This is a genomic window from Mycolicibacterium rhodesiae, assembly GCF_002086695.1.
Taxonomy (GTDB): domain Bacteria; phylum Actinomycetota; class Actinomycetes; order Mycobacteriales; family Mycobacteriaceae; genus Mycobacterium; species Mycobacterium rhodesiae.
Map to the genome: position 1 here is coordinate 333,221 of NZ_MVIH01000002.1, position 13,092 is coordinate 346,312.

Here is a 13,092-nt window from a genome sequence, read left to right on the forward strand (position 1 = left end):
GTTGTTCACATTGGAGACGGCCGCCACCGCGGCCTACGTCGTCGCGGCCCTGTTGTTCATCCTGGCGCTGGCCGGGCTGTCCAAGCACGAAACATCGCGGGCCGGAAACACATTCGGTATGGCCGGCATGGTCGTGGCCTTGGTCGCCACCATCGCGCTGGCTTTGGCCCGCCATATCGAGCCGCTCGGTCTTGGCCTGCTGATCGCCGCCATGGCGATCGGTGCCGCGATCGGGCTGTGGCGCGCCCGCGTCGTCGAGATGACCGGTATGCCCGAGCTGATCGCCCTGCTGCACAGCTTCGTCGGCCTGGCCGCGGTGTTGGTCGGCTGGAACGGCTACCTGCACGTCGAACACGATCTGGCCGGCGCCGAGGCCGCGGTGCTGAGCAACGAGGGCATGCTCGGCATCCACTCCGCCGAGGTCTTCATCGGCGTGTTCATCGGCGCCGTGACCTTCACCGGATCCATCGTCGCCAACCTGAAACTGTCGGCGCGAATCAAATCGGCCCCGCTGATGTTGCCCGGCAAGAACTTCCTCAATGTCGGTGCCCTGGTGTTGTTCGTCGTGTTCACCGTCTGGTTCGTCATCGACCCGCAGCTGTGGCTGCTCATCGTCGTCACGGTGTTGGCGCTGCTGCTGGGCTGGCACCTGGTCGCCTCGATCGGCGGTGGCGACATGCCGGTCGTGGTGTCGATGCTCAACAGCTATTCCGGTTGGGCTGCAGCAGCTTCGGGCTTCCTGCTGTCCAACGATCTGTTGATCGTCACCGGCGCCCTGGTCGGATCTTCGGGTGCCTACCTGTCCTACATCATGTGCAAAGCCATGAACCGCTCGTTCATCTCGGTCATCGCCGGCGGCTTCGGCATCGAAGCAGGGCCTGCCGAGGACAAGGACTACGGCGAACACCGCGAGATCACCGCCGAGGGAGCCGCCGAACTCTTGTCGTCGGCGAGTTCGGTCATCATCACCCCGGGCTACGGAATGGCCGTGGCCCAGGCCCAGTACGGCGTGGCCGAGCTCACCCGCAAGCTGCGCGAGCGTGGTGTCACGGTGCGCTTCGGCATCCACCCCGTCGCGGGCCGTCTGCCCGGACACATGAACGTGCTGCTCGCGGAGGCCAAGGTGCCCTACGACATCGTGCTCGAAATGGATGAGATCAACGACGATTTCGAGAACACGTCGGTGGTGTTGGTGATCGGCGCCAACGACACGGTGAACCCGGCGGCGTCGGAGGATCCGGGCAGCCCGATCGCCGGTATGCCGGTGTTGACGGTCTGGAATGCCGAGCACGTCATCGTGTTCAAGCGGTCCATGGCCTCCGGTTACGCCGGCGTGCAGAATCCGCTGTTCTTCCGGGAGAACACCCAGATGCTGTTCGGTGATGCGCGCGACCGGGTGGACGACATCAACGCCGCGCTGTAAGACCGTGCGGTGACCAGCCGCGTCCCGATGTGGTCGGTGCCGATGTTCTTCATCGTCGGCGCCGTATCGCAGTATGTCGGTGCCGCGCTGGCGGTGTTCCTGTTCGCCACGGCCAACCCGGCCGCAGTGGCCTGGCTACGTGCCGCGGGGGCCGCTGTCGTGCTACTCGCCTGGCGCAGACCGTGGCGCCAGGGGTGGACGCGTCGTGGTCTTGGCGTCGCCGCTGGCTTCGGAGTCGTCACGGTCGGCATGAATGTGGCGTTCTTCGAGGCGATTTCACGTATCTCGCTCGGGACCGCGGTGGCGATCGAATTCATCGGACCCGTCGCGGTGGCGACGCTCGGAACGCGGCGTCCACGTGATGTCCTGGCCGTCGTACTCGCGGCGGCCGGGGTGGCGCTCCTCGCCGGAGTGCAGGCCGGTGCCGACGCCGTCGGTGTGTTCTTCGCGCTGGCCGCCGCGGCGCTGTGGGCGGGTTACATCCTGCTCGGCAAGCGGGTCGCCGAGGCGGGTTCGGGGCTGGGTTCCCTGGCCATCGGGATGGCTGTCGCGGCAGTGCTGCTGGCGGCACCCTTGTTGGCCGGCCAGCTGCACACCGATGCACGGTTGCTCAGTGATCCGCGAATCTGGTTGGTGGGTCTCGGCGTCGGTGTGCTGTCCACGGCGGTGCCGTACGCGCTCGATCAGTTCGTCCTGACGCTCATCACCCGAGCACGCTTCGCCCTGCTTCTGGCCCTGCTGCCGGCCACCGCGGCCGGTATCGGCGCGGTCATGCTGCATCAGTGGCTGACGCCCGCCGAACTCGCGGGCATCGCCTTGGTCATGACCGCACTGATCATCAGTGCGGACGACTCGGTTGCGGAGGACACCGGCAATTAGAGCTTGTCGGCCAGGTCGAGGAGATCCGTTGCGGTGACGTCGAATTCGTCGGCCTCGAACGGCACCCGATAGCGTCCCGGTTGTCCCCATTCCAAGGGCCGGTCGACGTAGGCGGTCCGCAGCCCGGCATCGCGGGCGGCGCGCAGGTCGCTGGGGTGCGCGGCCACCAGCATGGCCTCATCGGGTGCCACGTCGAGGATCTGCGCGCAGCCCAGGTAGGCCTCGGGATCGGGCTTGTAGTGACCGAAAATCTCGGCCGACAGCACGCAATCCCACGGCAAGCCCGCGTGTTTGGCCATATCGGTCAGCAGCGAGACGTTGCCGTTCGACAGCGTGGTGATGGTGAATCGTTCCTTGAGCCGGTAGAGGCCTTCCACGGCGTCTGGCCACGGAGACAACCGGTGCCATGCGCGGTTGAGGTGATCGACGTCGTCCTCGTTGGCTTCGATGTCGGCGTCGCGGAGCAACTCGTCGAGGATCCTGCGGTGCAGATCGTCCAGGCGCGTCCAGGGCAGCTCGCCGCGGCGGACCAGATTCATCGCAGGCACGTAGCCGCCCCGCCAGCTGTCGGTGAATGCACCCCAATCGCGTTGAAGGCCTTGAGAGTTCCCGAACCGTTCGAGTTCGCCGATGATGCTGGACCGCCAGTCGACGACCGTGCCGAACACGTCGAAGGCCAGCACGCGAATCACTCGCGCACCGGCCGACGACGCAGTCATGTTCAGCCGAGCTTGAAGGAGGCGTGCTCGGCGGCCGACAGATCGTCGATCGTCGACCACTGTGCGGCCACGTCGTCGACGCTCGGGACATGGTCGAAGGTGACGCCCTCGTTCTGGAACAGCGCCGCGCGCTGCACCTTGCCGCCGCCGACGATGAACACCGACGCCGAGTCCGGCACCTCTTCGGTGCACAGGTAGCCGACCACCGGGGCGACGTACTCCGGAGTGAGCTTCTTGAACACCTCCGGCGGCAGGATGTCCTCGGTCATGCGGGTCGCGGCGATGGGTGCCAGCGCGTTGGCCTTGATGTTGTACTTGGCGCCTTCCTGGGCCAGCGTATTGATCAGGCCGACCAGGCCGAGCTTGGCGGCGCTGTAGTTGGCCTGACCGAAGTTGCCGAACAGGCCGCTGGTGGAGGTGGCGACGACGATCCGGCCGTAGCTCTGCTCGCGGAAGTGCGGCCAGGCGGCACGGATCACGTTGTACCCGCCGTACAGGTGGACCTTGAGCACCGAATCCCAGTTCTCGAACGGCATCTTGTGGAAGGTGCCGTCGCGCAGGATGCCCGCGTTGCTGACGATGCCGTCGATCTTGCCGAACTCCTCGAGCGCGGTCTTGACGATGTTCTCGCCGCCCTCGGGCTCGGCGACCGAGTCGTAGTTGGCGACCGCGCGGCCGCCGGCGTCCTTGATCTCCTGGACGACCTGGTCGGCCATGTTGTGGCCGGCACCGGTTCCGTCGCGCGCGCCGCCGAGGTCGTTCACCACGACGCTGGCGCCTTCGCGGGCCAGTGTCAGCGCGTACTCACGACCCAGACCGCCACCGGCTCCGGTGACGACGATGACTCGATCAACAACTCCGGGCATGGGCCTTCCTCTCCTGCGGCTGACGGAACGTAACTCTTGTATACGTGGGCCGCCGGAGCTGCGGGCACCCGGGTTGGCGTCAGACCTTCTGGGCGACGACGAAGGTCGCGAACGCGTCCGGATCGTCGGCCATCGGGATGTCGATCCAGCGCCCGAGCTTGCGCATCTCGTCGACGGCGTGCTGCCCGGTGGCCAGCCAGCCGTGCGCGTTCAGCCACTCGGTGAGGTCGGCACGGTCCGGATCGTTGTAGGTCAGGTTCTGCATGTCGATGGTGCGCTCGATGCCCAGTTGGTCGGCGAACTTCTCGAAGCGTTCCCGCACCTCTTGGCGCCGCTCCTCGGAGTGGTGTCCGACCGCTTCGGCCGACACCCGGCTGCCGGGCGCGCTCAATTCGGTGACCAGTTCGAACAGTCGGTCCTGGGCGTCGGCGGGCAGATACATCAGGAGTCCCTCGGCCAGCCAGGCGGTGGGCTGCGACGGATCGAAGCCCTGCTCCTTCAGCGCGGCCGGCCAGTCCTGACGCAGGTCGACGGGAACCTCGTGGCGTTCGGCCACGGGCCGCACGTCGTGGGCGGCCAGCTTGTCCGCCTTGTATTCGAGGACCAGCGGCTGGTCGATCTCGAAGACCCGGGTACCCGCCGGCCAGTCCAGCCGGTAGGCCCTGGAATCCAGGCCCGACGCCAGGATCACGATCTGCCGGATGCCGGCTGCCACCGCGTCGGCGAAGAATGCGTCGAAGAAGTGGGTGCGAACCGCCTGATAATTCAGCATGTGGCCGAACATCGCGGCGGCCTCAGGCTCGGCGTTCTCGAGCTTGTCGGCCAGCGAGTCGTCCAGGAAGTGCTCCCACATCCCGGTCCCGGCCCCCTCGACCAGGATTCGCGCGTACGGATCCTGGATCAGGGGATCGGACTGCTCGGTCTCACGAGCCCGCGCGGCGGCCACCAGTACAGCGGTCGATCCCACGCTTGTCGCGATGTCCCAGGTGTCGTCGTCAGTACGCGTAGTGCTCATCGGCAGCGGTATCCCATTCGGTGTCGCTTGACGGCTGGACACTGGGTGAAGCCCCACCGGGGCGGATATCAACCCAGGTCAGCCAGATTGATACGTCAAGGGTACCGAGAAACTTAGCCACGCTATGCGACTGTGGCCCACGTCACCGGCTCAGGAGACGGTGCGCCAGCCCTGGCCGTCGAGGAGCTGCAGGAACTGGTCGGTGATCGCGGTCACGCGATCCTGATCGCCGACGAACCCGGCATAGAAGCCCAGTCCCCACATCACGGCCATCAACATCTCGGCAGCGGCCTCGATGTCGACGTCCGCGCGAACCTCGCCCGACTCGACGGCGTCCTTGATGGCCGCTTTCACGTACCCGCGGGTGAACTCCCGCGAGTCGTGGTTGGACTCGGCCAATTCGGGATGTCGCTCGGACTCCAGCACCGAGGTAACCAGGAAGGCCGCCACCGAGCGGTCCTGACCCTGGGCATGGACGGCCGCCTCGATGAACACGCGGATCCGGCCCGCCAGAGTGCTCTCCCGCTGGGACTGATGTACGGCGGACTCGATCACCGAGGCGTTCGTCTGGTCGACGACCTCTTGATAGAGCAGCCGTTTGCTGGCGAAGTAATGGTTAATCGCAGGTCGGGTCAAGTCGGCCCGGATGGCGATTGCCTGGAAGGTGGCAGCGTCATACCCCAATTCGCTGAACACCTCACGGGCAGCGCGCATGATGCGCTCGCGCGTTTCCGCTGCCTTAGCTGCTGGGGGGCGACCCGGGCCCCGACTGGCTGTATGCGGCACAGTCAAAATTGTGCCACACCTTTGCGCATATTTTTGACGGCGAACGACATTTGCTCAGGTCAACAAAATTAGAAATGTGTTCATGTTTTGCTCGACCTTCGGATTCCGTTGCCACAGCAGTCGTTTCACCTGTGATCCGCGCCTGACATGCGGTTTCCGGTTCGGTTATCGGACGATGACAGAAGCGTCATATTTTCCCGGGACGCAATTCGCACGACTATTCGCTAAATCTCTACGATCGCGCGCATGTTCGCCGTCGAGTGATTGCTGAACATTTGTGTGGACTTTGCTAGTGGCGTTTTCGGGGCATCAGAGGACCCTGCGCATTAGCCTGATCGCACGATCAGTATAGGGCGGGTACATCAGTTTGAGGTCGAATTTTGTAGGTTTGGCGAGCACGGCCCGTCGGTGACTGAGTGTCTCGAAGCCCCACTTGCCGTGATACGCACCCATACCGCTGGCGCCGACCCCGCCGAACGGCAGTTGCGGAACCAGGCAGTGCACCGCCACGTGGTTGATGACCGCCCCGCCCGACGGCACCCGGTCAACGAGCTCCCGTGCCGCCGCCTGCGACCCGCTGAAGACGTACAGCGCCAGCGGCTTGGGCCGGGCGTTGACGAAGGCGACGGCGGCATCTGCCGAATCCACCGAGAGGATCGGCAGGATCGGGCCGAAGATCTCGTCCGACATCACCGGGTCGTCGGCGGGCGGGTCGACGATCACCGTCGGCTCGATCCGCAGTGTCGAGCGGTCCGACCTGCCACCGGTGACGACGGTCCCGCTGGTCGCGCTGATCAACGACGCCAGCCGGTCGAACTGCCGCTCGTTGACGATGCGCAGCGATGGGTCCTGCTCCTCGGCGCGGAACTCCGCGATCGTCGCCACGATCTTGTCGGTCAGCTTGCCGACGATCGTGCGGTCGGCCAACACGTAGTCCGGGGCGATGCAGGTCTGTCCCGAATTCATCAGCTTGATCCACGCGATCCGGCGGGCCGCCACGTCCAGGTCGGCGTCGGGAAGCACCACCACCGGGCTCTTGCCGCCCAGCTCGAGAGTCACCGGCGTCAAAGTCGGCGCGGCCGCCGCCATGATCTTGCGACCGATCTCGGTGCCACCGGTGAACAGCGCGTGGTCGAATCCCCGGGCCAACAGATCCTGGGTGACCGCCGCGTCGCCCTCGACCACGCGGACAGCCTCGGAGTCGAGGTACTCCGGGACCAGCCGCGCGATGAGCGCCGAGGTGGCCGGCGCGAGCTCCGACGGCTTGATCACCGCGGCGTTGCCGGCGGCGATCGCGGCGACCAGCGGCGCCATGCACAGATAGAAGGGGTAGTTCCACGGTCCGATCACCAGGATCACGCCGAGCGGGTCGTACTGCACCCACGCCCGGCCGGGCTGCTGCGCCAGCGGAAGCCTGGATTTCTGGGGCTTCACCCACTTCTTCAGCTGCTTGCGGGCGAAAGCGGCTTCCGCCTTCGTCGAGCCGATATCGGCAAGCCAGGCTTCGAACGAAGATCGGCCCAGGTCACTGGCCAGAGCCGCGGCGATCTCCGGCTCCCGTTCGTCGCACATCTGCTCCACGGCGAGCAACTGCTCGGAGCGCCACGCCAGTGAGCGGGTGCGGCCGCTGTTGAATACCCGGCGCACGTCAGCGAGCACGCCGGCGGCGCCGCCTTCGGTCGCGTGGTCACTTGTGATCTGAACGGTCATGCCAACTCCTCGATTCGATCGCGTGATTCCAGCTTGCCCCAATATCGATCCGCGGTCACAAGCCGCCTGCGCAACTTGGTCACGATCCCGCCCGTCACCTCTGTCTTGGCGGGGCCCGCGCATTATCGTTTGACCCATGGCAACCGTTGCCAACCGAGAGGCGTACTTCGAGACCGGTCTCGAAGTACTCGCCGACGTCGGTTACGGCGGACTCAAACTGGCCGAGGTATGCAATCGACTCGGCGTTACGACCGGGTCGTTCTATCACTATTTCGCCAGCTGGCCGGCCTTCACCCGCGACCTGGTCGGCTACTGGGTGCAGGACCGGACCGTCCGGCTGATCGAGGCCATCCGCGAGGTGTCCGACCCGCGCAGCCGCATCGAGGCGATCATCGAAGTCGGGTTGTCGCTGCCGCACCGCGCCGAGGCTGCGATCCGGTCGTGGAGTTCGGTCGATCCCCATGTGCTGGCCGTCCAGAGCGAGGTCGACCGGGCGCGGTACAAGATCCTCTACGACTCGGCCATCGAAATCGTCGGCGATGCGCGGCAAGCCGAGGTGTACGCCGCGTGGGCGGTCTACGTCTTCATCGGCTATGAGCAGGCGATCCTGCCGCGCGAGCCCGGAACGTTCGGCTGGATCGCCCGCTACATGCTCGACGCACTGGATTCGGGCAGTTTCGCCAGCGTGCCCCAGTGACAGGGTGTTGACCCCGGTTGTCCTGTGGCGTCGGGCGGCCGATCGGATCCGGACGCGCGACCCCGAGAACGACGGCGCACGACGTGCCGCGCGGGCCGCCATCGTCATCCCGATCGCCGCCGCGGTCAGCTTCGCGGTCGGCGGCGGGTCGCAGACGCCCCTGTTCACCATCTTCGGGTCGATCGCGCTGCTGATCGTGGTCGACTTCCCGGGCAACATGAACGCCCGGGCGCTGGCCTACGGCGGATTGGGCTTCAACGGCGCGGTACTGATCTGCCTGGGCACGCTGGCCGCACCGATCCCGTGGGTGGCGATCACGCTGACATTCCTCATCGGGGTGGCCGTCACGTTCTCCGGGGTTCTCAGCGAAATCATCGCGGCCGGCCAGCGGGCCACCCTGCTGACCTTCGTGCTGCCGGTGTGCACGCCGGCAGGCCCGCTCGGTGAGCGGCTGCTCGGCTGGCTGATCGCGCTGGCGATCTGCGTCCCGGCTGCACTGTTCCTCTTTCCGCCACGCCATCACGGCGAGTTGCGCCGCCACGCCGCGGCCGTCTGCGCGGTGCTGGCCGACCGCATCGAGGGAACCGCATCGGCTGTCGACGTCACCACCGCGATGGACGCGCTGCGGGCCAACTTCCTCGGCGCCGCCTACCGGCCGGTGGCCCTGACCGCGGGCAGCCGGGCGTTGGTCCGCGTGGTCGACGACCTGCAGTGGCTCTGCGATCGCGTCACCGGCGATACCGGCGAACTGCTCGGGCCGATCGGCGAGCCGGTGGTGCGGGTGCTGCGCGACTGCGCGCAGATCCTGCTGATCACCCGTCCCGGCGCGCGGGCCGACGAACGCGCGCTGCTGGCCGCCGCGCTGATCGACCTGCGAACCATCGCGGTCGGCACGTACCGCCAGGACATCGTCGACCTCCTCGCCGAACCCGATGACGAGGCCGCCATCGCGCTGGGCCGCACCCTGCTCACCCGGCGCACCATCGGCGCGGCCACCGGCGTGACCGGGCGGCTCATCGCCAGCGCCGCGGCCGCCGACGCGCGGCCGGTGTGGGCACGCGTCTTGGGCCGCCGGCTGCCTGAGACCGGGATCGCCGACCGGGTGTACTCCGAGACCGAGGCCGTCACCGCCCTGACCAGCGGGCACCTGGCCACCCGGTCGGTGACCGCCCGCAACAGCCTGCGCACCGGACTCGGCCTGGCGCTGGCCGTGCTCGTCACGTTCGTGTTCCCGGTCCAGCACGGCTTCTGGGTGGTGCTCGGCGCGTTGTCGGTGCTGCGCAGCAGCGCGCTGACCACCGGCACCACCGTCGTGCGTGCGGTGATCGGGACCGTCATCGGCTTCCTCATCGGCGCCGTCGTCATCGAACTGCTCGGCGTCGACCCGATCGTGCTGTGGGTGTTGTTGCCGATGGTCGCCTTCGGGTCGGCGTACGTGCCCGAGATCGGCTCGTTCACCGCCACTCAGGCCGCGTTCACGATGATGGTGCTGATCGTGTTCAACCTGATCGTGCCGAGCGGTTGGGCCGTCGGCCTGATCCGGATCGAGGACGTCGTCGTCGGCGCGTCGGTGGGCGTCGTGGTGTCGCTGCTGCTGTGGCCGCGCGGGGTCAAGACCGCCGTGCAGCAGGCCATCGACGCGGCCCGCGAGGTGGGGTCGCGTTACCTGCGGGCGGCGGTCCTGCGGGTCACTCGCGGCGCCTTCGAGCAGGCCGAGAATCAGGTGAACGCGCTGAGCCACGAGGCGTTGACGGTGTCCCGAACGCTCGATGATGCTGTGCGCCAATATCTTTCGGAGAACGGTGGCCCGACGGATTCCCGTGCCCCGGTCGTGCGGGCGTCCAGCCGTGCTGTTCGGTTACGCGCGGCCGCCGACCTGATCGCCGACATCGTGCCGCCACCGCTGGCGGTCTACCCGCGGGCGCGGGCAGTGCTCGAGGCGCACGCCGCGGCGATCTGCTCCCGATTCGACGGCTCCCCCGGCGGCTCGATGGGATTGACCGCACCGATCAGCGACGACCTGGTCCCCGCGTTGCGAGCCGAGGCGGGCACGGACGGGTTGGCGGTGTCGGCAGCACTACCGCTGGTGACCGCCGCGGCCAATATCGGCGAACTGGAGCTCACCTATCCGCCGGAGCTGGCGAAGGTGGCGTCGAGATCGACCTGAGGGTTGCCGTCCGGCGCGATCTACGACCACCAGGTCGATCTCGTCGTCCCTACCGGGCTCGGTGCGGCATCAGCGCGCCGGGCGGAACCGTGCCGAACCGGCCTGCGTTGAAGTCCTCGAGTGCCTGGATGACCTCCGACTTGGAGTTCATCACGAACGGCCCATAGTGGAACACCGGCTCGCGAATTGGCTTGCCGCCCAACAGGAGAACCTCCATGGCCGGCCGGTTGGAGTCCTGGGACGCCGCGGCAGCCACCGTGATGCGGTCGCCCGGGCCGAGCACCGCGAGCTGGCCTTGCTGGATCGGGTGTCCGATCGGACCGACAGTGCCACGCCCGGAGAGCACGTAGACCAGTGCGTTGTACTCGCGCGGCCAGGACAGATTCAGCTGCGCGCCGGCCTCGATAGTGGTGTGGGCCAACGTGATCGGGGTATGCGTCATCCCCGGTCCGGCCCAGCCGTCGACCTCACCGGCGATCACACGCACCAGTGCCCCGCCGTCGTCGGACGACAGCAGGCGCACAGCCTGGCCCTCGATCGACTGGTAGCGCGGCTCGGCGAACTTGTCCGCGCGGGGCAGGTTGACCCACAGCTGGATGCCGTGGAACAGCCCGCCGCTCTCGACGAGCTCGGCCGGGGGTGTCTCGATGTGCAGGATGCCCGCGCCCGCGGTCATCCATTGGGTGGCGCCGTCGGCGATCAGGCCGCCGCCACCGTGCGAGTCCTGGTGGGCGAAGCGCCCGTCGAGCATGTAGGTGACCGTCTCGAAACCGCGGTGCGGGTGCCAGTCGGTGCCTTTGGGCTCGCCGGGTGAGTACTCGACTTCACCCATCTGATCCATGTGGATGAACGGGTCGAGGTCGGCGGCGCTGACTCCGGCGAACGCGCGCACGACGGGAAAGCCCTCGCCTTCGTACCCGCGGGGCCCGGTGGTGACGGACCGGACGGGCCGTTCGGTGTCGGACGGAGCGGCCGCGCGCAGGCGCGGTAGCGACAAGGTGTCTGCGGTTACTGCTGGCATGGTCGGCATAACCGGACTACAGTCCGATTAATTCCTCAGTCGAGCACTCCCAACGCCGCGGCCCGCGCGTCGGCGGCACTTGCCGTGGTCAGCACCGCGGCGGCGGCGTCACGGCATTGCTGCAACGTAACCGAGGCGAGCTTGGCGCCGACTCCCGTCACTGCGGCGGCCGCCGCGGACAGCGACGTGATCCCGAGGCCGGCCAGTACGCACGCCAGCAGCGGATCGGCGGCCGCTTCGCCGCAGACCCCCACCGGCTTGCCGCGGTTGGCCCCGGCGCGGGCGGTCTGGGCAACCAGGGCCAGCACTCCCGGCTGCCACGGATCGGTCAGCGTCGCCAGCTCGGCCGACATCCGGTCGGCCGCCATCGTGTACTGGGCAAGGTCATTGGTGCCGATCGAGAGAAACTCGACGTGGTCCAGGATGTGCTCGGCCAGCAGCGCGGCGGCCGGCACCTCGATCATCACGCCGGGCACGAGGCCCCGCCGGCGGGCCCGGTCGGCGAACCGCTCGGCCTCCTCCGGCGTGGCGATCATCGGCGCCATCACCCACGGGGCATTACCGGTCTGCTCGGCCGCCAGCGCGATCGCGTCGAGCTGGCGCTCGAGGATGTCAGGCTGAATCGCCTCGATGCGGATACCCCGAACGCCCAGCGCCGGGTTGGCCTCGTCGGGATGGCCGACGAACTTCAGCGGCTTGTCGGATCCGGCGTCCAGGGTGCGGATGACGACCTTGTGTCCGGCGAACGCGTCGAGCACTTCGCCGTAGATGCCGGCCTGCTCCTCGACGGTCGGCTCGGTGTCGCGGTTGAGGAAGCACAGCTCGGTGCGGAACAGGCCGATGCCTTCCGCCGGGGTCTCCCGGGCGGCGCGCGCGGCCGAACCGTCCTGCACGTTGGCCAGGATCGACACCGGATGGCCGTCGGAGGTGGCACCGGGACCGCTCCAGCCCGCCATTGCGGCGTTCGCCGCATCGGCGGCCTCGACCGCGGCGGCAGCCTCGGCCGGGTCGGGTGAGACCGCGATGGTGCCGCGGGTCCCGTCGATCAGGACGTCGGTACCGGCCGCGAGGTCGTCGAGGCCATGGACCGCGACCACACACGGAATCCCGAGCTGGCGGGCGATGATCGCGGTGTGGCTGGTCGGCCCGCCCAGCGTGGTGGCCAAGCCGACAACGAGAGCGGGATCCAGTCCCGCGGTGTCGGCCGGGGCCAGGTCTTCTGCGCAGAGGATGGCGGGATGATCCGGCACCGGCACTCCGGGTTCGGGCAGTCCGCTCAGTTCGGCGATCACCCGGTCGCGGATATCGCGTAGATCGGTGACACGTTCGGCCATCAACCCGCCCATCTTGGTGAACAGGTCGACGAACTGCGCAACGGCCTCGGCGGTGGCGCGCACCGCAGGCGTGCCCTCCTTGATGCGTTTCTCCGCCGCACCCAGCCAGGCCCGATCCTGGGCCAGCATCGCCGTGGCGGCCAGCACCTCCGAGGCGGCCCCCGTCGCGAGAGCGGCACGCGCGCGCAGTCGGTCGGCGACGGCAGACGCGGCGGCGCCGAACCGAGAGGCCTCAGAATCGCGCTGTCCTTCACCGATCTGTTCGCCGGAGTCGAGTTCGGAGATCGCGGGCAGCCGGCCGGGCCGGATGACCGGTGCGTAGCGGACACCGGGGACAACCGGAACGCCGCGCAGCACCTGTCCGGCACCGAGTGAGGTAGGCGTAGAGGAGACGGTCATGTGAACTACGTTACAACAAATCATTGACAAGTCAACACGATCGGGAGTAAAACAACACATATCAACATTCAATACG

At 67.6% G+C, this 13,092-nt stretch carries 11 protein-coding genes; 4 read left to right on the forward strand and 7 right to left on the reverse strand.

Features of this window, described 5'->3' with window-relative positions:
* The first annotated feature begins 1 nt into the window (after position 1).
* Entirely contained in the window at positions 2 to 1,423 is a 1,422-nt protein-coding gene (gene pntB / locus BST42_RS05440; RefSeq protein WP_083117552.1) for a Re/Si-specific NAD(P)(+) transhydrogenase subunit beta, read from the forward strand.
* A gap of 27 nt (positions 1,424 to 1,450) precedes the next feature.
* Positions 1,451 to 2,302 (forward strand): EamA family transporter, encoded by an 852-nt coding sequence (locus BST42_RS05445; RefSeq protein ID WP_083117881.1) that lies wholly within the window; start codon positions 1,451 to 1,453, stop codon positions 2,300 to 2,302.
* On the opposite strand, the gene BST42_RS05450 is transcribed toward BST42_RS05445, so the two are convergent.
* The 5 genes from BST42_RS05450 to BST42_RS05470 all read right to left on the reverse strand — a co-directional run bounded on the left by BST42_RS05450 (position 2,299) and on the right by BST42_RS05470 (position 7,398).
* Complete coding sequence (locus BST42_RS05450; RefSeq protein ID WP_083117553.1) at positions 2,299 to 3,021, reverse strand: haloacid dehalogenase type II; 723 nt, start codon at positions 3,019 to 3,021, stop codon at positions 2,299 to 2,301. The two genes, BST42_RS05445 and BST42_RS05450, sit on opposite strands and share 4 nt — an antisense overlap.
* Before the next feature lie 2 nt (positions 3,022 to 3,023).
* Positions 3,024 to 3,887: an SDR family oxidoreductase gene (locus BST42_RS05455; RefSeq protein WP_083117554.1), complete on the reverse strand. Its 864-nt coding sequence runs from the start codon at positions 3,885 to 3,887 to the stop codon at positions 3,024 to 3,026.
* Between the two features lie 79 nt (positions 3,888 to 3,966).
* Positions 3,967 to 4,902, reverse strand: coding sequence for an SAM-dependent methyltransferase (locus BST42_RS05460; protein ID WP_083117555.1), 936 nt, complete (start codon positions 4,900 to 4,902; stop codon positions 3,967 to 3,969).
* Between the two features lie 150 nt (positions 4,903 to 5,052).
* Positions 5,053 to 5,688, reverse strand: a complete 636-nt coding sequence (locus BST42_RS05465; protein WP_083117556.1) for a TetR/AcrR family transcriptional regulator — start codon at positions 5,686 to 5,688, stop codon at positions 5,053 to 5,055.
* Between the two features lie 309 nt (positions 5,689 to 5,997).
* Positions 5,998 to 7,398 carry an aldehyde dehydrogenase family protein gene (locus BST42_RS05470; RefSeq protein ID WP_083117557.1) on the reverse strand — a complete coding sequence of 467 codons (1,401 nt, stop codon included), beginning with the start codon at positions 7,396 to 7,398 and terminating at the stop codon, positions 5,998 to 6,000.
* A gap of 136 nt (positions 7,399 to 7,534) precedes the next feature.
* On the opposite strand from BST42_RS05470, the gene BST42_RS05475 reads away from it, so the two are divergent.
* Together BST42_RS05475 and BST42_RS05480 are read left to right on the forward strand one after the other, a co-directional pair.
* Entirely contained in the window at positions 7,535 to 8,095 is a 561-nt protein-coding gene (locus BST42_RS05475) for a TetR/AcrR family transcriptional regulator (RefSeq protein ID WP_083117558.1), read from the forward strand.
* 4 nt (positions 8,096 to 8,099) lie between these two features.
* Positions 8,100 to 10,262, forward strand: coding sequence for an FUSC family protein (locus BST42_RS05480; RefSeq protein WP_083117559.1), 2,163 nt, complete (start codon positions 8,100 to 8,102; stop codon positions 10,260 to 10,262).
* 49 nt (positions 10,263 to 10,311) lie between these two features.
* Here the strand turns inward: BST42_RS05480 and BST42_RS05485 are convergent, their stop codons facing one another.
* Positions 10,312 to 11,283: a pirin family protein gene (locus tag BST42_RS05485; protein WP_083117882.1), complete on the reverse strand. Its 972-nt coding sequence runs from the start codon at positions 11,281 to 11,283 to the stop codon at positions 10,312 to 10,314.
* A 35-nt stretch (positions 11,284 to 11,318) separates the two neighbouring features.
* Positions 11,319 to 13,016 (reverse strand): phosphoenolpyruvate--protein phosphotransferase, encoded by a 1,698-nt coding sequence (ptsP, locus tag BST42_RS05490; RefSeq protein WP_110918481.1) that lies wholly within the window; start codon positions 13,014 to 13,016, stop codon positions 11,319 to 11,321.
* Positions 13,017 to 13,092 lie beyond the last annotated feature (76 nt).

What these genes read in the sequence shown, in the direction of transcription:
- BST42_RS05455 (WP_083117554.1), bottom strand. Translation starts at nt 3,887, where the DNA reads ATGCCCGGAGTTGTTGATCGAGTCATCGTCGTCACCGGAGCCGGTGGC.
- BST42_RS05460 (WP_083117555.1), bottom strand. Translation starts at nt 4,902, where the DNA reads ATGAGCACTACGCGTACTGACGACGACACCTGGGACATCGCGACAAGC.
- BST42_RS05450 (WP_083117553.1), bottom strand. Translation starts at nt 3,021, where the DNA reads ATGACTGCGTCGTCGGCCGGTGCGCGAGTGATTCGCGTGCTGGCCTTC.
- BST42_RS05445 (WP_083117881.1), top strand. Translation starts at nt 1,451, where the DNA reads ATGTGGTCGGTGCCGATGTTCTTCATCGTCGGCGCCGTATCGCAGTAT.
- BST42_RS05475 (WP_083117558.1), top strand. Translation starts at nt 7,535, where the DNA reads ATGGCAACCGTTGCCAACCGAGAGGCGTACTTCGAGACCGGTCTCGAA.
- ptsP (WP_110918481.1), bottom strand. Translation starts at nt 13,016, where the DNA reads ATGACCGTCTCCTCTACGCCTACCTCACTCGGTGCCGGACAGGTGCTG.
- BST42_RS05485 (WP_083117882.1), bottom strand. Translation starts at nt 11,283, where the DNA reads ATGCCAGCAGTAACCGCAGACACCTTGTCGCTACCGCGCCTGCGCGCG.
- BST42_RS05470 (WP_083117557.1), bottom strand. Translation starts at nt 7,398, where the DNA reads ATGACCGTTCAGATCACAAGTGACCACGCGACCGAAGGCGGCGCCGCC.